Origin of the sequence: Streptococcus mitis (assembly GCF_003942685.1) — a bacterium.
In the GTDB taxonomy this organism is placed as follows: Bacteria; Bacillota; Bacilli; order Lactobacillales; family Streptococcaceae; genus Streptococcus; species Streptococcus mitis_CD.
This window is the reverse complement of sequence record NZ_RJNR01000007.1, coordinates 60837-81084: the sequence shown is the minus strand read 5'-3', so window position 1 is coordinate 81084 and position 20248 is coordinate 60837. Positions and strand designations below refer to the sequence as shown.

The 20248-nt window shown below is 40.4% G+C and carries 23 protein-coding genes; 2 read left to right on the top strand and 21 right to left on the bottom strand.

Annotated features, from left to right (window positions below; all coding sequences use genetic code 11):
- Nucleotides 1–130 precede the first annotated feature (130 nt).
- The 11 genes from D8855_RS06530 to D8855_RS06470 all read right to left on the bottom strand — a co-directional run bounded on the left by D8855_RS06530 (nt 131) and on the right by D8855_RS06470 (nt 9052).
- Nucleotides 131–1462, bottom strand: coding sequence for a hemolysin family protein (locus D8855_RS06530; RefSeq protein ID WP_020903091.1), 1332 nt, complete (start codon nt 1460–1462; stop codon nt 131–133).
- 266 nt (nt 1463–1728) lie between these two features.
- Nucleotides 1729–2553: a DNA-entry nuclease EndA gene (gene endA, locus D8855_RS06520; RefSeq protein ID WP_023947085.1), complete on the bottom strand. Its 825-nt coding sequence runs from the start codon at nt 2551–2553 to the stop codon at nt 1729–1731.
- A 38-nt stretch (nt 2554–2591) separates the two neighbouring features.
- A complete protein-coding gene (locus D8855_RS06515; protein WP_004241151.1) occupies nt 2592–2780 on the bottom strand; it encodes a DNA-directed RNA polymerase subunit beta in 189 nt (62 codons plus the stop codon).
- Nucleotides 2773–4056 (bottom strand): UDP-N-acetylglucosamine 1-carboxyvinyltransferase, encoded by a 1284-nt coding sequence (gene murA, locus D8855_RS06510; protein ID WP_125416620.1) that lies wholly within the window; start codon nt 4054–4056, stop codon nt 2773–2775. The genes D8855_RS06515 and murA overlap by 8 nt, the downstream gene beginning before the upstream one ends.
- Nucleotides 4057–4079: 23 nt before the next feature.
- Nucleotides 4080–4310 carry a DUF1146 family protein gene (locus D8855_RS06505; RefSeq protein ID WP_000250389.1) on the bottom strand — a complete coding sequence of 77 codons (231 nt, stop codon included), beginning with the start codon at nt 4308–4310 and terminating at the stop codon, nt 4080–4082.
- A gap of 57 nt (nt 4311–4367) precedes the next feature.
- Nucleotides 4368–5405 carry a SepM family pheromone-processing serine protease gene (locus D8855_RS06500; protein WP_033687316.1) on the bottom strand — a complete coding sequence of 346 codons (1038 nt, stop codon included), beginning with the start codon at nt 5403–5405 and terminating at the stop codon, nt 4368–4370.
- The gene (coaD, locus tag D8855_RS06495) at nt 5389–5877 is read right to left on the bottom strand and encodes a pantetheine-phosphate adenylyltransferase (RefSeq protein ID WP_033687315.1); all 489 of its coding nucleotides are present in this window, start codon (nt 5875–5877) and stop codon (nt 5389–5391) included. Before coaD ends, D8855_RS06500 begins: the two co-directional genes overlap by 17 nt.
- Nucleotides 5867–6406 (bottom strand): 16S rRNA (guanine(966)-N(2))-methyltransferase RsmD, encoded by a 540-nt coding sequence (gene rsmD / locus D8855_RS06490; protein ID WP_033687314.1) that lies wholly within the window; start codon nt 6404–6406, stop codon nt 5867–5869. The genes coaD and rsmD overlap by 11 nt, the downstream gene beginning before the upstream one ends.
- A gap of 64 nt (nt 6407–6470) precedes the next feature.
- The gene (gene asnA / locus D8855_RS06485) at nt 6471–7463 is read right to left on the bottom strand and encodes an aspartate--ammonia ligase (RefSeq protein ID WP_049510788.1); all 993 of its coding nucleotides are present in this window, start codon (nt 7461–7463) and stop codon (nt 6471–6473) included.
- Between the two features lie 110 nt (nt 7464–7573).
- Nucleotides 7574–8257 carry a Bax inhibitor-1/YccA family protein gene (locus D8855_RS06475; protein WP_125416618.1) on the bottom strand — a complete coding sequence of 228 codons (684 nt, stop codon included), beginning with the start codon at nt 8255–8257 and terminating at the stop codon, nt 7574–7576.
- A gap of 54 nt (nt 8258–8311) precedes the next feature.
- Entirely contained in the window at nt 8312–9052 is a 741-nt protein-coding gene (locus D8855_RS06470; protein ID WP_125416616.1) for a TrmH family RNA methyltransferase, read from the bottom strand.
- Nucleotides 9053–9085: 33 nt separating this feature from the next.
- Between D8855_RS06470 and D8855_RS06465 the strand changes: the two genes are divergently transcribed.
- Together D8855_RS06465 and yidC are read left to right on the top strand one after the other, a co-directional pair.
- The gene (locus D8855_RS06465) at nt 9086–9364 is read left to right on the top strand and encodes an acylphosphatase (RefSeq protein ID WP_033681252.1); all 279 of its coding nucleotides are present in this window, start codon (nt 9086–9088) and stop codon (nt 9362–9364) included.
- A gap of 77 nt (nt 9365–9441) precedes the next feature.
- The gene (gene yidC, locus D8855_RS06460) at nt 9442–10368 is read left to right on the top strand and encodes a membrane protein insertase YidC (protein ID WP_020901995.1); all 927 of its coding nucleotides are present in this window, start codon (nt 9442–9444) and stop codon (nt 10366–10368) included.
- Between the two features lie 178 nt (nt 10369–10546).
- On the opposite strand, the gene D8855_RS06455 is transcribed toward yidC, so the two are convergent.
- From D8855_RS06455 to D8855_RS06410, 10 genes are all read right to left on the bottom strand, one after another.
- Nucleotides 10547–11635, bottom strand: a complete 1089-nt coding sequence (locus tag D8855_RS06455) for a sensor histidine kinase (protein ID WP_125416614.1) — start codon at nt 11633–11635, stop codon at nt 10547–10549.
- Nucleotides 11605–12291, bottom strand: coding sequence for a response regulator transcription factor (locus D8855_RS06450; protein ID WP_020901993.1), 687 nt, complete (start codon nt 12289–12291; stop codon nt 11605–11607). The genes D8855_RS06455 and D8855_RS06450 overlap by 31 nt, the downstream gene beginning before the upstream one ends.
- Nucleotides 12292–12352: 61 nt before the next feature.
- Nucleotides 12353–13072, bottom strand: coding sequence for an ABC transporter permease (locus tag D8855_RS06445; RefSeq protein ID WP_020901992.1), 720 nt, complete (start codon nt 13070–13072; stop codon nt 12353–12355).
- Between the two features lies 1 nt (nt 13073).
- Nucleotides 13074–13859: an ABC transporter permease gene (locus D8855_RS06440; RefSeq protein WP_020901991.1), complete on the bottom strand. Its 786-nt coding sequence runs from the start codon at nt 13857–13859 to the stop codon at nt 13074–13076.
- 1 nt (nt 13860) lies between these two features.
- Entirely contained in the window at nt 13861–14571 is a 711-nt protein-coding gene (locus tag D8855_RS06435) for an ABC transporter ATP-binding protein (protein WP_020901990.1), read from the bottom strand.
- A gap of 320 nt (nt 14572–14891) precedes the next feature.
- Nucleotides 14892–15686 carry a pyruvate formate-lyase-activating protein gene (gene pflA, locus D8855_RS06430; RefSeq protein WP_004255837.1) on the bottom strand — a complete coding sequence of 265 codons (795 nt, stop codon included), beginning with the start codon at nt 15684–15686 and terminating at the stop codon, nt 14892–14894.
- A gap of 125 nt (nt 15687–15811) precedes the next feature.
- Nucleotides 15812–17062 (bottom strand): diaminopimelate decarboxylase, encoded by a 1251-nt coding sequence (locus D8855_RS06425; protein WP_125416612.1) that lies wholly within the window; start codon nt 17060–17062, stop codon nt 15812–15814.
- Nucleotides 17063–17128: 66 nt separating this feature from the next.
- The gene (gene purR, locus D8855_RS06420; protein WP_004238844.1) at nt 17129–17956 is read right to left on the bottom strand and encodes a pur operon repressor; all 828 of its coding nucleotides are present in this window, start codon (nt 17954–17956) and stop codon (nt 17129–17131) included.
- A 104-nt stretch (nt 17957–18060) separates the two neighbouring features.
- Nucleotides 18061–19002, bottom strand: a complete 942-nt coding sequence (locus D8855_RS06415) for a 3'-5' exoribonuclease YhaM family protein (RefSeq protein ID WP_049492793.1) — start codon at nt 19000–19002, stop codon at nt 18061–18063.
- Nucleotides 18992–20248 (bottom strand): DNA recombination protein RmuC, encoded by a 1257-nt coding sequence (locus D8855_RS06410; protein ID WP_125416610.1) that lies wholly within the window; start codon nt 20246–20248, stop codon nt 18992–18994. The genes D8855_RS06415 and D8855_RS06410 overlap by 11 nt, the downstream gene beginning before the upstream one ends.

Here is a 20248-nt window from a genome sequence, read left to right as displayed (position 1 = left end):
AACTAGGAAACTAGCCGCAGGCTGTACTTGCGTACGGCAAGGCGACGTTGACGCGGTTTGAATTTGATTTTCGAAGAGTATGAAATCAACTGAAAAAGCTTCGTCACGCCTGGTGACAAAAGCCTCTAGTTTACTCTGTTTCTTCTTCTATTTCAACTTCGGTAATTTGGACTTTTACCTTGGTAACACGTCCATTTTTCACCTTATCATTGGTTAGGATAAGTTGTTTGTTTTGGCTGACTAATTCATAACTGAGTCTCTCAGTCGTTGGAATGGTCCCAACTCCTGTCAAATAATAACCAGCGATGGTATCAACGTCATCACTTTCCAGTTCAACATCAAAGTAGTCATTAAAATCATTGAGATTCATGGTACCTTGAACAATATAAGTATCTTCTCCAATTTTATGAACTTCGATTTCAGCCTTATCTGTTTCGTCATCGATTTCCCCAACGATTTCCTCTAAGAGGTCTTCCAGGGTCACCAAACCAGCCATCCCACCGTATTCATCTAGCAAGATTGCCATTTGTCTTTGAGTATTGCGCAGTTCTTTTAATAAGTCATCCACAAAAATAGTTTCAGGAACAAAAAGTGGATCTTGTAAGATTTTCTTCCAAACAATATTGTCAAAACCGTCCACAAAGCCCGCATTAAGGAGACTCTTGGTGTGAATGATTCCAATCACGTTATCCTTGTCTCCATCATAGACAGGGATACGAGAATAATTTTGTTTTAAAATACTTTGGATGATGGTTTGACTATCATCCTGAATATCGACCATAAAGGCATCCGTTCGAGGAACCATGACTTCTCTGGCCATCAGTTCATCTAGTGAAAAAATCCCTTGTAACATCTCAATTTCGTCAGCATCTAGTGTTTCTTCACTATTTGTCAACATGTACTCAATTTCATCACGGGTCATTTTTTCGTCAGCATCGTCAAAGGTCATCGGAGTCAAGCGACTCAAGAGATTGGTAGATGCAGATAAGAGCCAAACAAAGGGACTAACTAGTTTCCCCAGCCCAATGATAACTGGCGCTGTACGAATCGCCAAGGCATCCTTTAGATTAAGAGCGATTCTCTTAGGGTATAATTCCCCAAAAACGATGGAAATATAAGTCAAAAATGCTAAAGATAGAAAACTTGCAACGGCATAAGCTGTTTCGCCATTTCCAAGCCAAGATGCAATTTCTCGTCCCAGAGTTTCTGCCAAACTCGCCCCTGATAAGATTGTAATCAGGGTAATCCCTACTTGAATGGTTGATAAAAAGTGGTTAGGATTTTCTAGTACCTTCAGCAGACGGATATAGCGTCTATCTCCTTCTTCTGCCTTTTGTTCAACCCGCGCACGATTTAGTGACACCATGGCCATTTCTGTGGCTGAGAAAAAGGCATTTAACACCGTCAAGATAAACAATAAAACAAATTGTAGCAACAAATTCTGACTACTTGGGTCTTCCATAGTTCTTCTCCTAAAATAGTATCTTATCCTTTATTATATCACAAAATATAGTCCAGTACATATTATTTTTCCCATACTCTTCGAAAATCTCTTCAAACCACGTCAGCTTTATCTGCAACCTCAAAACTGTGCTTTGAGCAACCTGCGGCTAGCTTCCTAGTTTGCACTTTGATTTTCATTGAGTATCAGTGTCTATTGTAGCCCTGCTTAAACTAGTAAGAAAGAACTCCTATATCCACAAGTGACATAGGAGTTTATGTTATATTTTACTGAGTAACAGTCACTTCTCCAGTTCGGTAATCCAATTGAAGCCCTTTTTGAACATTGGGAACTAGAACATTAAATTCCAACTCTCCGTCTGAAGACTTGGCTTCAATCTGTGAAGCTGAAGGAACCAAATCCTCGTTTGAAGCGTAGTAAAGGGTTACACGGTAACGGACACGCTTGTTTTTATCCAAGGCCTTACGTACCATACTTTCATAGTAGTTTTGACCAGTCGAATCCTCGGCTTGCGCCTGATTTGCCCAGGCCGTTTGAACAGCAATGTTTTTAGGATTGCTTGTCGAGGCATCAAAACCATCCAAGCCACCGATTAAGGCATAGCCTAACAAGTGACCTCTATCGACCGCATGGGTATAAGTACCCTTTAGATTCTTAACCTGATGCCAGCCTGGAGGAGTCCATGAAGTCGAACCATTCCCAGTTTCTTCACGATTCTTGTACTGACGAGTAGCCTTAGACAAGAGGGCATTTGCTACGGTTGGCACTGTTTCCTTGCCCACTGTCTTTGTTTTATTATCAGCGTAGGGCTTACTTGAAACCTTGGCATCTAGATTTGTTTTATTACCATTGACGATAAAAGCACCTGAGCCATTCCACTCCAGACTCCCTTTTATTTGACTCTTGACTGCGTCTGTTAAGACACTCTCTGCCAATTCTTGACTAGGAGCTTCAGACGCTTGTTTTTTCTGACTAACCTTTGTTTTAGGACTATTAGCTGTCGACTGCATCTGCTTGATATAATAGCTTCCCGCAGATAAAAGCAATAACACTAGTAGTCCGATCAGTGTCTGTCTTGTTTTTTTATCCATTTTTCTCCTTATCTCTAGAAAAAGACTGGTTCTCCAGCCTAATTTCCTGTAAATTTATGAATCAATTCCTGCCATTTTGCTGGAGACAGGATAGCCCATGGATCTTGACCCTTGCCCAAGATTCCATAACCTACCATTAAGCCAATTCCTAGGGCTAGAGCACCCAAAAACAGTACCAAAATGACTAGAAGTAAACGCTTGATTACGTAGCTTGATTTCTTATTCATCTTCATCACTTGCCTCAATCCGCTGAATATTAGCACCTAGCTGTGCCAACTTCTCATGAAAACGGTAGTAACCTCTATCCAAGTGAACCAATTTACCGACCACAGTTTCTCCTTGTGCTACCAAACCTGTCAAAATTAAGGCAGCACTGGCACGAAGGTCAGTTGAAAGAACTTCTGCCCCCTGCAAAGGTTGACCACCAACAATACGAGCTGTATCACGGATAATCTCAGAGTGCAAGCCCATGCGACGCATTTCTTCTAGATGTTGGAAACGATTTTCGAAAACTGTCTCCACCATAGTTGACTCCCCTTTTGCGACGGTCATCAAGGCTGTAAATTGAGCCTGCATATCTGTTGGAAATCCTGGGTGAGGCAAGGTTTTCACATGAACAGCTTTTAGATTTTCTAGTTGAGAGCGAACTCGAATCCCTTCAGTCTCCTCTGTCACTTCCACTCCCATTTCAAGCAACTTGGCAATCAAGGGACGGTTATGCTCCCAGACAGCGTCTCGAATCAAGACATCACCACCAGTCATAGCAGCAGCTACCATAAAAGTTCCTGCTTCGATACGGTCTTGGACTACATTGTGAGTCGTACCATGAAGTTTCTCAACACCGGTAATGGTAATGGTCTCTGTACCAGCACCCTTAACCTTAGCTCCCATTTCATTAAGGAGAATGGCTAGGTCAACAATCTCAGGCTCACGCGCAGCATTTTCAATCACTGTCACCCCATCAGCTAGGGTCGCTGCCATCATCAAGTTCTGCGTTGCACCAACACTTGGGAAGTCCATGTAGATATGAGCTCCATGTAAGCGATCAGCCTTGGCTTCGATATAACCAGCCGTCTGACTAATCTTAGCCCCCATGGCTTCTAAACCTTTCAAATGAAGATCAATAGGGCGGCTACCAATCGTACAACCACCTGGCATGGATACCTTGGCATGACCTACACGAGCAAGAATTGGTCCCAAGACAACGATGGATGCGCGCATCTTGCTAACATACTTGTAGGGAGCCTCCTCTGTGATATTGCCAGTCGCATCCACCTCGACAAGATGAGCTTCTTCATCAAAATCTACCTTGGCATTCAAACCACGAACCACCTGATTCATGGTGAAAACATCTGACAAGATAGGAACATTCTGCAAGACGGTCTTTCCTTCACTTGCCAGAATAGTCGCTGCTAACAAGGGCAAGACTGCATTCTTTGCTCCTTCAATCGTAACACTTCCTACCAGACGATTATCGCCACCTTGAACCACAATTTTTTCCATACTTATTTCCTTTACTCTTGATTTTATAATAATCCTCTAAGCACTTCTTGCCACAACTGATACAGGCTGATAAAGAATGAACTCATGATGTAGCCCATTACAATACTGAAAAGAGCTATCAATAAACGGACTTTTCTTGTATTCTCAGCTGTCACTTTTAAAACCTTTTCCCATCTAACAAGATCCTTTAAAAGGTAAAAACTCACATAAATAAAGAGCATGTGACTGCTTAGAGTGAATAATAATTGAACCATTTGACTATTATACCATCTTCTCTGTTTGTGCGCTAGTTTGGAAACTTCACTTAAAAACTAGGGATTGTTTTTCAAGTAATCAATTGCATCTTGTAGGGTTTTAACGGGAACAATTTTCATATCTGTCTTGATTGTTCTAGCTGCTTCCAGGGCTGTTTGGTAGTTGTTTTTAGCATCAGGATGCGCTTTTTGTTCTTCTTCGCTAACAGGGTTATCCGGGGCAAAGAAAATAGCAGCACCTTCTCTAGCCGAAGCAACAACTTTCTTATCAATACCTCCAATGTCCCCCACATTCCCATCGCGATCAATGGTACCTGTACCGGCAACGATACGACCATTACGAAGACCAGGGTCAGCTATTTGAGTATAGATGGCCAGACTAAACATGAGACCTGCACTTGGACCACCGATACCAGCTGTTGAAAAGCGAATTGGGACATCACTGGTCACTTCCGTACGGTCAATCAAACCGATTCCAATCCCATTTTTGCCATTTTCCAAGGTGATAATCTTACCTTCTGCAGACTTGGTTTGCCCATCCTCTTCATAGGTGACCTTGACGGAGTCCCCTAGTTTTTGAGAATTGACATAATCAATCAAATCTTTGGAACTATCAAAGGTCTGATCATTGACTGCTGTGACCGTATCAGAGATGTTAAGAATCCCTTTAAAGGTCGAATTATCCGTCACAGTCAAAACATAAACCCCAAGATATTTGAGTTCGATATCTTTACCAGCTGTTTTTAGCCCTTGATACTTGGCCATGTTTTGCGATGTTTGCATGTAGAATTGATTGATCCGCATAAATTCAACATCGGAAGAGCCACCTGTAGTCTCCTGAGCACTACGAATATCTGTAAAAGGCGTCAACCATGCATAAATCATATGAGCTAAAGTGGCATGTTGGACACCAACCGTAACGAATTGATAGGCACCAGCTTCCTTATCTTCTGTGTCATTGACTTTAAGGACTTGGCGAATATCTTCCGAACCACCTGGAACCTCTATATAATAGGGCAAGGGCACTACAAATGCCAAGAAAGTCACAATTAAGGCCGCAATGACATATAAGGGCCATCTAATCTTTTTTTTCATTTCTTATTTCCTCCAAAATACTCTCAGGAACATAGCAAGCAATATCCTGACCAAACTTCAAAAGCTCTCTAACACCGGATGAACTGAGATAGAGATGTTCAGGTCGACTATGTAAATAAATGGTCTCTATGTCAGGAGACAGCTGATGGTTGTAGTAATCAAAACTGGCTTCATATTGCAAATCCGACGCATTTCTCAAGCCTCGAACTAAGAAAGTAGCCCCCAGTCTTTTTGCGACATTAACCACCAATTCATCATGAGAAGACACAACTTCAACATTTTCCAAATGTTTCAAAGCCTTTTCTAGCCCTCGTTTACGATTTTCAAGAGGGAGAAATCCTTGTTTGTGGGGATTAAAAAAAATACCTACATAGAGCTTATCAAAAAGTTTGCTAGCCCGTTCAATGATATCCAGATGCCCATTTGTCATCGGATCAAATGAGCCTGTGAATAAGCCAATCTTATCTGACATAGACTGTCACCTTACTAATTCCATAAATCTTTTCCTTCCAGATACCAAGACAGGCAATTTCTTCTGGAAGTTCAACGGTCTTATCCGTCTCACACACGACCATGACATCTTCAGAAAAAAGCTCCCTCTCAGCCATTTTTTCAATATCTGCTACGATTTGTTCCTTGGCATAAGGAGGGTCTAAGAAAATGAGGTCGAATTCCCCAGATACCTGTTCCAATGCCCTTTCTGCATCCATCTTAAGGAGTTGAAATTTTCCAACTTCCTTGGTCATCTGAATATTTTCAGCCACGATAGCCTGAGCCTTACGGTCTCGTTCCACCAAAACAGCGCTAGACATGCCACGCGATACTGCTTCGATAGATAAACCACCACTACCTGCATAAAGGTCCAAGACTCGTCCACCTTCAAAGTAGGGACCAATCATGTTAAAAATGGCTCCCCTAACCTTATCTGAAGTAGGTCTTGTCGTCTTGCCTTCTAGTGTCTTGAGGGGGCGTCCCCCATAGATTCCTGATACGATCTTCATACCGTTTATTATACCAAATTATGAGCGAAAAGAGAAAGAAAACCGAACCTTGCGGTTCGATTCTCTACAAAATATTTTCGTAAGTATCGCGGACTTCTTGAGGCCAAACACTTGTTTGCACTTCTCCGATGTGTTTCTTGCGAAGTAGGAACATGGCCATCCGAGATTGTCCAATTCCTCCACCGATTGTCAATGGGAATAAGCCGTTCAACAAAGCCTTGTGCCATTCCAATTCTAAACGGTCTTCATCACCTGTGATGGCAACCTGACGGCGAAGAGTTTCTTCATCTACACGGATTCCCATAGAAGACAACTCAAAGGCTCCACCTAAAGACTCATTCCAAACAAGAATATCACCATTTAGACCCTTATAGCCATTTTCAGACTCACTTGTCCAGTCATCGTAGTCTGGTGCACGTCCATCGTGCGGTTTACCGTCTGGTAATTCACCACCGATACCGATCAAGAAGACTGCTCCAAATTCTTTACAAATAGCATTTTCACGCTCTTTTGGTGTCAAGTCTGGGTAGCGTTCTACCAACTCTTCTGTGTGGATAAAGGTGATTTGTTTTGGCAAGACAGACTCAATATCATAGCGGGCTTCAACAGCTAGCTCAGTCAGGCGAATAGCCTTATAAATCTTCTCAACTGTTTCTTTTAGGTAGGCAATGTTACGTTGTCCATTTGGGATAACCTTCTCCCAGTCCCACTGGTCAACATAAACAGAGTGGGTCGCATCAAGCGAATCTTCGTCTGGACGAAGGGCCTTCATGTGGACGAAAAGACCTTCACCTTCACCGAAACCAAAACGAGCCAAAGTGTGGCGTTTCCATTTGGCAAGGGAGTGCACCACTTCATAAGTAGCATCAGGGATTTGGAGAACCTTGACCGATACGGCATTCTCCACACCTGATAAGTTGTCCTGCATCCCGTCGCCGACCCTACTCAAGATAGGACCTTGAACTTCGACAACTTCTAACTTATCTTTCAAATACTGGGTAAAAGTGTTTTTGACAAAGGAAATTTCTTCTTGTTGATGGATAAAACTTTTCTTCATAAACTACTCCTCAAAAAATTAATTAAAAGCATTATACACCTATTTCCAAGAAAAGAAAAGACCAAATATAAAAAAATCAGTGCTCCTTCGAACACTGATGTTAGGGACCTTTAGTCATTGCGACCGAAGATACGTAGAATACTTAGGAAAAGATTGATAAAATCAAGATAGATACTGAGAGCCATTGACACAACCCAACCTGTCTCTACACGACCTTGTGATTGCTCATATGCATAGCGAATTCTTTGGTTGTCCCAAGCAATCAGCCCAGAGAAGACCAAGACCATGGCTACGCTAATCATATAATCAAAGAAACCGCTAGCCAAGAAAATATTGACTACCATAGCAATCAACAAACCGATAAGAGCCGCCATCATAGCCCGACCAAGGCCACTCAAATCTTTCTTGGTGAACATACCGACTGCCGCCATGACAAAGAAGAGAAGGGCGCTTGATACAAAGGCAGATAAAACTGTACCTGGAGTATAGAAGGCCACCACAAAACTGAGGGTAAAGCCGTTTAATACTGAGTAAAGTAAAAATACTGGCAGAGCTGCTGGGCTATTTTTTGCAGCCATGCTACTTGCAACAAATACCAGAGCAAGTTCTGCAAAAGTTGCAACCATCAACCAGAGACGGCCATGCATTAAAAAGTAAGTCAATTGAGCCTGAAAGACTGTCAACATCAAAGCTGACACCAGAGCTGATAGTCCAATTCCAATCCCTACAAAGGCATAAACCTTAGCGTAAAATTGATTGAGACCTGAACGTTCTTGAATAATTGTTTGATTCATTCTGATTCTCCTTTTTCTATAACTATATCTTGATTATAACAAAGTTTTTTTAAATTAGCTGAAATAAAACATCAAAATGCCTGCGGCAACTGCCACATTGAGACTCTCCGCCCTACCTTTCATACCAATATGAACCAGCTGATTGGCACTTTCAGCCATGATAGGACTAATCCCTTGCCCTTCATTTCCCATGACTAAAGCAAAATTTTCTAGGGGAGAAAGCTCACGATAATCCTTGGAATCTCTCGATAAGGTCGTTGCCAGAATGGGCAAATTGCTCTTCTTTGCCTCTTCTATAAAGGTAGCAACAGGCATACGATAGATGGGCAAATGAAAATGGCTTCCTTGCATGGAACGCAGAGTCTTGAGACTGTAAATATCCGCTGACTTGTCTGAAACAATGACCCCTGTCAAACCTGCCGCGTCCGCAGTCCGAATCATGGTACCTACATTACCAGGATCTTGGACATCTTCTAAAAATAGAAACTTACCCTGACTAAAATCAGGCGGTCCCACTTCTTCTTTTTGAATAACTGCGACAATGCCTTGAGGTGTTTGCGTATCTGCCAAATCCCGCAAAATCTCCTCTGACACCCAGACAATTTGCGGAAAAGCAGATAACTGATCTCTATAACTTTCTAGGGCAAAAATTTTCTCAATCGTCACTCCAGCTTGAACAGTTTCTTCAAACAAGTGCCAACCTTCAATCAAATAAGTAGACTTACGGTATTTTTTTTGGTGTAATTTCTTGGCATTTTTTACCACAGAATTGGCTTTTGAGGTTATAATAGTCATAGAAATATTATAACACAATCAAAGGGGTTTGGTATGCAAAAGGTTAGAATGATCGCCCAAGGTAGGGTGCAGGGAGTCGGCTTTCGTTGGGGTGTTTACAGCTTGGCACTTGAAATTGGTGGCATCACAGGTCGAGTCTGGAATAATGACGACGGCACAGTGGAAATTTTAGCCCAAGCAGACTCATCTACTATCATGGCAAAATTTATCCAAGAAATCCGAAAAGGACCCACACCTTTTTCAAAAGTCAGCTACTTAGATGTCAAACTAAGTAACTTTCCTCCTTACCCTGACTTTAAAATCGCAAATTAGGTCTCTAGAACTATTGTATATTTTGTAAAAAAACAGTAGAATAGAAAGGTATAATTTTTAAAGAAGGAATAAAAACAGTGAAATCTATTAAACGTTTTGCACTCTCAGCTATGGGAGTGGCTATGTTGCTAGTCTTGACTGGCTGTGTTAGAGTCGATAAAGCCACAGGAAAGCCAATAGGATTTATTTGGAATACTATCGGAGCGCCTATGGCTGAAGCTATCAAGTACTTCGCTACTGATCAAGGTCTAGGCTTTGGTGTCGCTATCATCATCGTAACCATTATCGTGCGCTTGATTATCTTGCCACTTGGTATCTACCAATCATGGAAGGCAACGCTTCACTCTGAAAAGATGAACGCCCTCAAGCACGTCCTTGAGCCACACCAAACACGTCTCAAGGAAGCGACTACTCAAGAAGAAAAACTCGAAGCCCAACAAGCTCTCTTTGCCGCTCAAAAAGAACACGGCATCAGCATGTTTGGTGGTGTAGGATGTTTCCCTATCCTCCTTCAAATGCCTTTCTTCTCAGCTATCTACTTTGCTGCCCAACATACTGAAGGGGTTGCTCAAGCAAGCTACCTAGGCATTCCTCTAGGTTCTCCAAGTATGATTTTGGTTGCCTGCGCAGGTGTCCTTTACTATCTTCAATCGCTCCTTTCACTTCACGGAGTAGAAGACGAAACGCAAAGAGAACAAATCAAGAAAATGGCTTACGTGAGCCCAATCACGATTGTTGTCTTCTCCCTCATTTCACCAGCCAGTGTCACACTTTACTGGGTTGTCGGTGGTTTCATGATGATTCTCCAACAGTTTATCGTCAACTATATCGTTCGTCCAAAACTTCGCAAAAAAGTCCGTGAAGAACTGGCAAAGAACCCACCAAAAGCAAGTACTTTCTCTACACCAAGTGGACGAAAAGACGTTACCCCTGGACAACCAACTGCTATCACAAGCAAGAAAAAACATAAAAATCGCAACGCTGGAAAACAACGTTCGAGATAAGGCTACGTAAATTATCCAATAATTAAAAAAACGAATGAATGATAAATAGTTTTCATCAACTAGATATCATCATTCGTTTTTATTATCTACCGTTACATCTTATACTAATCGAAAACGTTAAATAGTTTAAAAGCTCACATATAAAAAACTATTCAATCATAAATTAACAAGTAAATCACTATGATTTAATACAATTCACAGTTATTAAAACTTCTGCTCCCGCGTCTCTATTTCTAAGCTCAACTCGGCCTTTGTGTAGTTTTGCAACTCTACATACAAAACTCAGTCCAATACCATAATGTTGCTCTTTATACGATCTAGCTTTATCCATACGATAAAAGAGCTTTCCAAAATTATTTAAAACTTCATCTGGAAATTCCGAGCCATTATTCCATATGCCTATTTTCAATTCTTTCTCCTCTTGCTCTACCCTAATGTTAATTTTAGGATTCTGTTTATCGGCGTATTCCAAAGCATTTGTTAAAATATTTTGTATGGCACGAATCAGAAGAGATGGATTTATATAATAGTTTTCAGTTCCTTTCACATTTTGTTCAAAAGAAAACTTCATCTGATTTTTTATCAAAAAAGAGACTTCTTTCTCTAATTCATTGATAAAATCTGAAGAGGAATACTCCGTCCAACCTGTCTCATCATCATAATAGGTTTTAGAATAGTGAATCAATTGATTGAAATAATCTAGTAACTGTTGACTAGCTCTTTCTATATCTGCTAAGCATTCTTGAGATTGGTCGTTTTCAGTTATCGTCTGCAAAAATTCCACATTTCCCCTAATAATGGTTAAGGGAGTTTTTAAATCATGAGAAGCTGCTGAAACCTGAAACATTAAATCTTCCTTCTGCTGTTTCTCATCAACTATTAATTGTCGAATTCTATCTTGCATCACAATAATCCGATTTCCTGTCTCGCGAAATTCTTTAACCGTTAAACTTTCTGTACATTCCTTCTCCAACCACATACTATTTTCATAAATCAAAGTCATTTCATAACTCAGTTTTTTCAACAATTTTCCAATGTGATAACTTATTAGAATAATCAATAAAACACAAATATATATCCATGATGACACATTAAAAAAGATTGATAGAACACCACTATTGTTTAAAGGTTTCCCATCTTCATTTATTTGTATAGATACTGAAGCTAAGGGAATAAGATAGGCCATTAGTAAGCCAAGACTAAACTGCCAAATAATTCTCCAACAGGTTTCTCGAATTAATTGTCTAAAACTTTTGATTCTACCCATTGATATCCTCCACCATACAAGGTTTTAATTGGATTTAATTGATAAGGTTTCAGCTTTTGACGAATTTGATAAATATACTCTGAAACCGAACGTAAAAGAGCTTCGGAACTTTGTGGATATAGATAATTATAAATTTCCTCTATAGAGTATATTCTACTTGGGGTGCTTGCTAAAAGATTCACTATATCAAATTCCCTCCTTGTCAAGGCAATCTTATCATCGTTTACAAATAGTTCCTTACTATCCGTATATAGTATAAGCTTCCCAATCTTTATTTGATGAACATTTCCTTTAGTCCGTTCTTCACGACGCAAGTGCATTTTAACACGTGCTAAAAGTTCTTGCATACTAAAGGGCTTCATAATATAATCATCAGCACCTGCATTGATTCCAGCTACTAAGTCTTCATCCATATCCTTGGCAGTTATAAAACAGATAGGAACAGTTATCTGCTCGCGAATCATCTGACAGATTTCTAAACCACTAACAGGCATCATAATATCTAATAGAATCAAGTCAAAGCCTGTAAAATCACAAAGATCAATCTCTTCTATCTTATTTCGTATGACTACTTCATATTTTTCATATTCTAGTACTTTTTTTATTAGGCGAAGAATAGCAAGATCATCATCTACAACCAAAATTTTATAAGCCATAACTCACCCTCCTGAATATATTATAGCACTAACTGAGAAAAAGACAGGATATCCCCTGTCTTTAGCGTACATTTTTTCCTATAAGTATCAATGTAGCAAATAGAAAAACAATTAATAACCAAACTATTTGTATCCCTAAGCCTTGCCACACTGGATAATAAAGAGACAATGGATAGGTATAAAAACAATTCATACTAGCCAGTAATGGTAAATTTCTAAAAAAAGAACTGAATTGTAATAACATTTGTCCCAACCCCAATAAAAGGGATAAACTTATTCCCAAAATTAAGATAAAAGACTGGGAAATAAATACAAAAATACCACTTAAAAGAGAGAAGGTTAGAATAGAAATACAAGCTGGAAATAGAATTGTTAGAACATGTTTAATATTACTCAAAAGATTGATATTGTAGTATCCTTGCGCGATTAGTATGCATAATGATATTACAGCAACCAATAATACAATTTCCATACATAATACAATAGCTAGTTTACAGATTATAAATATCAAACGATTTGGACATGTAAGAAAACTGGTACGAAGGCTAGAACCTGTAAATTCTTGACCTATAAATAGAACAGCTAGACTAATGAAACCCGCCTGTCCTAAATAGAGACTTTGCAGTAGCTGTTCCAAAACAAACTGTAGGGTCAACTGGTCTGGCTTATTATTTAAAAAAATAACTAACGCTGGAACACACAGTAATAGAGCACCTATAATCAACCAGTGCCACGGATTCATAATAAACTTGAGATACTCACTTTTAAGTTGCTCTTTCAACTTATTCACCTCCTCCAATATCTGACTTAAGTAAGCGGTAGATTGCTAAAGCCAAGAATGAGAAGTTCCAACAAAGTAAAAGTAAAATATTTTGTAAACTATTATATTCTAAAATTTGAGGAGATGTAGCAATCAATCCTTGCCCCAATGCAACTGGAAGAAATTTTGCAACCGATATATAGTTTGCTAAGAATGTTCCTAAATTGTAGACTTGAGGAAGCAAAAATAATAGAGGAACAATGGCTGTTTTAAATGTCAAAGCCATAATATAGGCCAGCAGTCCCAACAAAGTCCAAGCTATACTGGCTAAAAATATATAGAACCAAACTGTTCCATTTAGTAAAAAAAGCAATAAGCCATCTTGTCCTAAAACATAATGTGTCATGTTAATTGTCAAGAATATTGATAGAAAGGAAATGATAAAAGAAAATATAAGCCAAACTAATGTTTTTGAAACTAGGAAAGTACTTCGATTTGTAACAGAGAGGAGGCTTGTACGAATAGCCAAGCCTTTGTATTCCTCGGCTCCGTAAATTGAGCCTAGGATAATCATAATAAAAACACCAAATAAAGTGACATCAAAACCTAAAAATTCAATAGGAGGTAAGGCCTCTGCTAAATCTGGATTTGTCTCTGGTGTAGCATGGATACCAACTGAAACAATTTGAGAAGCACCAATATTTGCTAAAAACGTTTGAAATACCAGTATCAAGAATAGTACAACATGAGTAGCTCTATTATAAAGTAATTTCAATATTTCAGAATGAAGAGAGTAAATAAGTGCCATGTCACTTCCCTCCCTCTGTTAAACTAAAGAAGACTTCCTCTAGTGAAGAAAGATTTTTCATCACTTCTTGTAAAGTCCCTTTTATAAGAACTTTTCCTTTATTTATGATAACTACATCATCTGTTACTGCTTCCACTTCCGATAATATATGAGATGACAGTAAGACGGTCTTCCCTTCTTGAGCTTGTTTTTTTATAAACTCTCTAAACCACCGAATTCCTCTTGGATCCAACCCATTAGTCGGTTCATCCAATATCAGATATTGAGGATTTCCTAATAGAGCTGTTGCAATTCCCAAGCGTTGTCCTTCTCCTAATGATAATTTCCCAATTTTAGATTTTTTCTTATGACTAATATCCACCATATCCAAGACTTGTTCAATTCGCTGACTGGATATCCCATTACTAGCAGCAACAATTTTCAAATGTTGATAAACAGTCCGATCATCAGGAGCTCCTACACTGTCAAATGAAGCTCCTACAGTCTTTAGAGGAAATTTTAATTCCTTATAAGTTTGATCTCCAATTTTGGTAAGACCAGATGTTGCTTTGTCTAATCCTAATAAAATACGTAAGGTTGAACTTTTACCAGCTCCATTTGGACCCAGGAAAGCAGTCACTTTACCTGCTTTTGCTTCAAAAGAAATATCTTTTAAAATTTGAGTTTGGCCATACGACTTACATAAATTTTTAATGGTAATACTTTGTTCCATAGATGTTCTCCTATTCTATTTAATATTTCTAAAAGTAACTATATCTTATACACTCATTTTCGGATTTTTTTCAGAATTTAGAGAGTAAAAAAGATTTAATACTCAATGAAAATCAAAGAGCAAACTAGGAAGCTAGCCGCAGGCTGCTCAAAACACGGTTTTGAGGTTGTAGATAAGACTGACGAAGTCAGTCACATATATACGACAAAGCGACGCTGACGTGGTTTGAAGAGATTTTCGAAGAGTATAAAATTTTGTTTCATTTAATTATCTATATTTGTGTAAATTTAAAAGCCCGATGTTTCCATCAGGCTTCTTTTTTATCCATGTACACGTTTCATATAGTCTTGGTAACTTTCGGTATCCATGAGTTTTTTAGCGTTCTTGACGCGGTCTGCTGTTGGTGGTTTAACCCCTTCGAGCGAATAAGGAATTCCCAATTCACGCCATTTGAACTCACCCATGGTATGATATGGTAGAATTTCAAACTTATCCACATTTTTGAGAGTCTTGACGAACTTACCAAGTTCAATCAAGTCATCATCTCTGTCTGTCAAACCTGGAACTAGCACGTGGCGAATCCAGACAGGTTTCCCGATATCTGATAGATACTGGGCACAGGCCAAGATATTTTTATTGGTTTGGCTAGTGACAATTTTGTGCTGTTCTTCGTTGATTTCCTTGATATCCAAGAGAACCAAGTCAGTAACAGCCATGAGTTTGTCAAACTTCTCAAGGTAACGTGGTTTATTACGGAAAGGAAGGGCACAGGTATCCAAGGTACAGTGGATTCCTTGTTCCTTAGCCTTGGTAAAGAGGGCAATCAAGAAATCAATCTGCAAGAGGGCTTCCCCTCCACTGACTGTAATCCCACCCTTATTCCCCCAGAAACCGCGGTAGCGCAAGGCCTCTGTCAAAACATCATCTACCGTCCGTTCACGTGATTTATTGGACTCCATAGCCCAAGTGTCTGGGTTGTGGCAATACTGGCAACGCATGTGACAGCCCTGCAAAAAGACAATAAAGCGAATACCAGGGCCATCTACCGCCCCAAAACTTTCTGTCGAATGCACCATTCCTGTCACTTGTCCATAATCAATTGTTTCTTCAGACATATCGTTACCTTCCTTGAAAACGTTTTATAGTTTTATTATATCACGACTTGAAGGAAAAACAAGATTTTTGCCTATTTTTTAGAAAGCAATCTGTTTTTCAATTTCATTTTCAATTACTTATCATTTTATTCTTCAAAATCAAAGCCATATAAGGTTGCAAAATAGTCCTCAGGGCGCTCCGCACGGCGGATTTGACGGGCTTTACCTTCTTCGGTATAGAGGATTTCCGCAGAACGAAGTTTGGCGTTGTACTGGTATCCCATTGAAAATCCGTGGGCACCTGTATCATGAATTACCAGCAAATCACCGATTTCTGTATGAGGCAGTTCGCGATTCACTGCAAATTTATCATTGTTTTCACAGAGTGAACCAACCACATCTACCACTTCAGCTGGTCCTTCTGGATGAGTCATATTGGTAATATGGTGGTAGGCGCCGTACATGGCTGGACGCATGAGGTTGACTGCTGATGCATCCACACCTAGATAGGTACGGTAGGTTTCCTTCTTATGAGTGACTCTTGTGACCAAAGCACCGTGAGGAGCTAGCATAAAACGACCCAATTCAGTGAAAATCTTGACCTCACCAAGACCTGCTGGCGTAAGGACTTCTTCATACACCTTACGAACTCCCTCACCAATCAAAGCGATATCATTTGGCTCCTGGTCTGGACGATAGTTGACACCAATACCGCCTGAAAGATTGATAAAGTCTAGCGAAATGCCCAACTTTTCCTTGATTTCAACAGCCAATTCAAAGAGCTGACGAGCCAACTCTGGATAATAGAGATGGGTTACGGTATTGGACGCTAGGAAGGAGTGAATCCCAAAAGTCTTGGCTCCTTTTTCCTTCAAGATGGCAAAAGCTTCAAAGAGCTGATCCTTGGTCATGCCAAACTTGGCTTCTCCAGGATTGTCCATGATGTCTGTCCCCAGTTCAAAAACGCCTCCAGGATTGTAACGACAAGAGATAATTTCTGGAATACCTGCTGCTCTCTCTAGATGTTCAATATCTTCAAAGGCATCCAAGTTAATGGTCGCACCCAATTCACGTGCATAGGCGTATTCCTTGTCTGGCGTGTTGTTTGAAGAGAACATAATCTCAGAACCTGGAAAGTCCAGTTTATGACTCATCAAAAGTTCTACATAACTAGAGCAGTCCACACCACAGCCTTCCTCTTGGAGAATTTTCAAAATAGCTGGGGTGGGAGTAGCCTTAACTGCAAAATATTCCTTAAAACCCTTGTTCCACGAAAATGCTTGGTTGACAGCTCTTGCCTTTTCACGAATTCCCTTCTCATCATACAAGTGAAAAGGTGTCGGGAACTCGGCAACAATCGCTTCTAAGTCTTCTTTATTGATAAATGGTGTTTTCATAAGTTTCCTTCTATTCTATTTGCAAAGAAAGGCTGGGACAATCGTTCCAACCTTTAGTTCTATCTCTTATTTATCTTCGTCAAAGATATTGCCAACCTCAACATCGATGGCTTGGTTCTTGACATCAATATTGGTTACCTTCAAGAGTGACTTGTAATCAAACTGCTTTTCGCGTTCTTCTTGAGCATTATCCGCAAAGACCGCTACACCTGCCAATTCTGAATCAAACTCACGCAAGAGACTAATCATCCCGTTGACAGTTCCTCCGCCTTTCAAGAAGTCATCCACAATCAAGACACGACTGCCTGCCTTGAGACTACGTTTTGAAAGGAACATTTTCTCAATGCGGTCACCACTTGAACCGGATACATAGTTGACGCTGACAGTTGAACCTTCGGTAATTTTCAGGTCACGGCGCACAATAACAAAAGGAACATTGAGGACATTGGCAACTGCATTTGCAAGTGGAACACCCTTAGTCGCTACTGTCATAACCGCATCAATTTTTTGGTCCATAAAGCTCTTGGCAATAATGCGACCAATATTTTTCAAGATAGCTGGTGTGCTAAGCAAATCAGACAGGTAGATATAGCCACCTGGCAAGATACGATCACTTTCTGACAACTTGGCACGCAAGTCCTCGACCATTTCCTTGGCATCATGACTTGAGATTGATGGTGTGAAAATAACACCACCACCAGCACCAGTTACTGTCTGGATATGACCGATTTCAATTTCTTCAAAGGCGCGTTTGATAATGACGATATCCTCTGAGATGGATGATTTGGCAGATTCATACTTTTCAGCAAAAGTATTGAGACTAGTTAGTTTATAAGGATTATTAATCAAATAGTTGGAAATGACAACCATCCGATCACTTCTTCTTAATTTCATTTCTATTTCCTACTTCATTTAATTTTGATATTTTATCTATTATACCATATTCACATAAAAAAACGAACATTCTTATCCTAAAAATGCTCGTTTTTCTTAAATTATTAATCTAAATCTGGTTTATAGAAGGAACGATTGTCCATAGCGAAGATTTTATTGGTCATCTCTCCTTTATCCACCAAAGCCAGAGCTGTTGACATCATCATCATGCTTGCATCCAGATTATCAATCATATGGATAATCTCTGCTTCCATAATGCGTGGACGGACTGGACTTCCATACTCAAGCAAGCCATGGTGACTGAGGATGACGTGGCGGAGCAGAACGACTTCTTCCTTGGTATCATCAATGCCAAGTTCCATAACTGTTTTAGTAATTTCGCTATCAATCAAAGCAATATGCCCAAGGAGATTGCCTCTAACTGTGTATTCGGTCTGATCTGGTCCCGTCAACTCAATGACCTTAGCTAAGTCATGTAGCATAATCCCTGCATAGAGCAGGCTCTTATTGAGCTGAGGATAGACTTCGCTAATAGCATCTGCCAAACGCACCATGGTCGCCGTATGATAGGCCAAACCCGTTTCAAAGGCATGATGGTTGGTCTTGGCTGCTGGATAAGAGTAAAATTCCTTATCATACTTGGTGTAGAGATTTCGGACAATTCGTTGCCAAACAGGATTTTCAATTTTGAAAATCATTTGCGACATATAGTCACGGATTTCCTTGACATCAACTGGTGACTTGACCTTGAAATCAGCTGGATCGTTGGGTTCGCCAGGTTGAGGCAGGCGGAGAGTAATTTGATTGACTTGAGGGGTGTTGTTATAAACTTCTCGGCGCCCTTTCATGTGGACAACCTTACCTGCGGTAAAGGCCTCAACGTTATGAGGTTGGGCATCCCAGAGCTTCCCTTCAATCTCGCCACTATCATCTTGGAAGGTAAAGGCTAGGTAGTTTTTCCCAGCTCGAGTTTGCCTCAGGTCAGCTGACTTGATTAGGTAAAAGCCTTCAAATAGCTCATCTTTTTTCATGTGACTAATCTTCATATTCTTCCTCATTTTCTTGGAAATGGAGTAGATCAAGCGCAGGCTCACCTTCTGACAACTCAATGTGACGGAGCGTCCGCTCGATAGCTGTAGTGCGACGGTTTAATAATTCATCAATATTGCCAGAGGCATGTTGGAGATGTTTTTGTGCCTTGACCAGAATACCACCAAACTTGCCAAACTCGGTCTTGACACTAGCAAGAGTCTTGCTGATATGGTCGGCACTCTTTTGGATATTGAGAGTCTTGAAGCCAACCGATAGGGAATTGAGCAGAGCTGACAGGGTACTTGGTCCTGCGACAATAATCTGCTCTTCCCGTCTCAAGTCATCAAAGAAGACCGGATTGCGGACGATTTCTGAGTAGAGACCTTCTGTCGGAACAAACAAAACTCCAAAATTGGTCGTACGAGGTGGGGCTATGTACTTGTTCTTGATATCCTTGGCAAAGCGCTTGACGCTTGCTAGGAGTGACTTACGACAACGTTCGATTTCGTCCTTATCGCCTGCTTCATAGGCTTCTTCCAAACGGTAATAATCTGCCAGTGGAAATTTAGAGTCGATTGGCAGGTAGACATATTCCTGGTCGCCTTGTCCAGGTAACTTGATAGCATACTCCACTCGCTCGCTAGAGTTTTCAACCGTTGCAAATTCTCGCTCGTACTGGGCTGGTGTCATAATGTCTTCAATGATTTGCCCCAGTTGCAATTCTCCCAAAATTCCTCGCGTTTTGGTTCCAGAGAGAACCTTATTAAGAGCACCGACATCACGCGCAACTGTCTGCATCTCTCCAAGGCCTCGATTGACAGACTCCAGTTGTTTGGAAACTGTCTCAAAGGAAGCCTGCAAGCGTGTCTGCAAGGTCTTTTCTAGTTTTTCCTCGACTGTCTGGCGCATTTGTTCCAAACGTTGCTCATTTGATTCCTGCAGGGCTTGGAGACGTTGGTCAGTCTTATCCCTGGTTTGGAGGAGATTCTCCGTCATTTCTTGACGGACCTGAGTTAAGCCTTGGTGCAACTCGATTCGCACTTCTTGCAAACGGTCACTGACAGCCACTTCCAAATCTTTTTGGTCCAACTGACTGGCTTGTCGGGCTTGTTCAAAGCGGTAGTCCAACTGGTCTGACAAGTGATCTGCCTGATCCTCCAAGCTCTTGCTTAGGTGTTTCTCCTGCTTATCCTGCCTTTGCCAAATCAGAAAGAGGCCAGCAAGGTTGGCAATCAATAATAGAACAAGTAAACTTTCCAT

Coding starts and splice junctions, on each gene's coding strand:
- D8855_RS06415 (WP_049492793.1), bottom strand. CDS start 19,002: ATGAAGATTAGTCACATGAAAAAAGATGAGCTATTTGAAGGCTTTTAC.
- D8855_RS06425 (WP_125416612.1), bottom strand. CDS start 17,062: ATGAAAACACCATTTATCAATAAAGAAGACTTAGAAGCGATTGTTGCC.
- murA (WP_125416620.1), bottom strand. CDS start 4,056: ATGGAAAAAATTGTGGTTCAAGGTGGCGATAATCGTCTGGTAGGAAGT.
- rsmD (WP_033687314.1), bottom strand. CDS start 6,406: ATGAAGATCGTATCAGGAATCTATGGGGGACGCCCCCTCAAGACACTA.
- D8855_RS06500 (WP_033687316.1), bottom strand. CDS start 5,405: ATGAAAAAAAAGATTAGATGGCCCTTATATGTCATTGCGGCCTTAATT.
- D8855_RS06465 (WP_033681252.1), top strand. CDS start 9,086: ATGCAAAAGGTTAGAATGATCGCCCAAGGTAGGGTGCAGGGAGTCGGC.
- purR (WP_004238844.1), bottom strand. CDS start 17,956: ATGAAATTAAGAAGAAGTGATCGGATGGTTGTCATTTCCAACTATTTG.
- D8855_RS06410 (WP_125416610.1), bottom strand. CDS start 20,248: ATGGAAAGTTTACTTGTTCTATTATTGATTGCCAACCTTGCTGGCCTC.
- endA (WP_023947085.1), bottom strand. CDS start 2,553: ATGGATAAAAAAACAAGACAGACACTGATCGGACTACTAGTGTTATTG.
- D8855_RS06440 (WP_020901991.1), bottom strand. CDS start 13,859: ATGGCACTTATTTACTCTCTTCATTCTGAAATATTGAAATTACTTTAT.
- pflA (WP_004255837.1), bottom strand. CDS start 15,686: ATGTCTGAAGAAACAATTGATTATGGACAAGTGACAGGAATGGTGCAT.
- D8855_RS06470 (WP_125416616.1), bottom strand. CDS start 9,052: ATGACTATTATAACCTCAAAAGCCAATTCTGTGGTAAAAAATGCCAAG.
- D8855_RS06475 (WP_125416618.1), bottom strand. CDS start 8,257: ATGAATCAAACAATTATTCAAGAACGTTCAGGTCTCAATCAATTTTAC.
- asnA (WP_049510788.1), bottom strand. CDS start 7,463: ATGAAGAAAAGTTTTATCCATCAACAAGAAGAAATTTCCTTTGTCAAA.
- D8855_RS06515 (WP_004241151.1), bottom strand. CDS start 2,780: ATGAATAAGAAATCAAGCTACGTAATCAAGCGTTTACTTCTAGTCATT.
- coaD (WP_033687315.1), bottom strand. CDS start 5,877: ATGTCAGATAAGATTGGCTTATTCACAGGCTCATTTGATCCGATGACA.
- D8855_RS06450 (WP_020901993.1), bottom strand. CDS start 12,291: ATGGCTTATAAAATTTTGGTTGTAGATGATGATCTTGCTATTCTTCGC.
- D8855_RS06530 (WP_020903091.1), bottom strand. CDS start 1,462: ATGGAAGACCCAAGTAGTCAGAATTTGTTGCTACAATTTGTTTTATTG.
- D8855_RS06455 (WP_125416614.1), bottom strand. CDS start 11,635: ATGGGTAGAATCAAAAGTTTTAGACAATTAATTCGAGAAACCTGTTGG.
- D8855_RS06435 (WP_020901990.1), bottom strand. CDS start 14,571: ATGGAACAAAGTATTACCATTAAAAATTTATGTAAGTCGTATGGCCAA.
- D8855_RS06505 (WP_000250389.1), bottom strand. CDS start 4,310: ATGGTTCAATTATTATTCACTCTAAGCAGTCACATGCTCTTTATTTAT.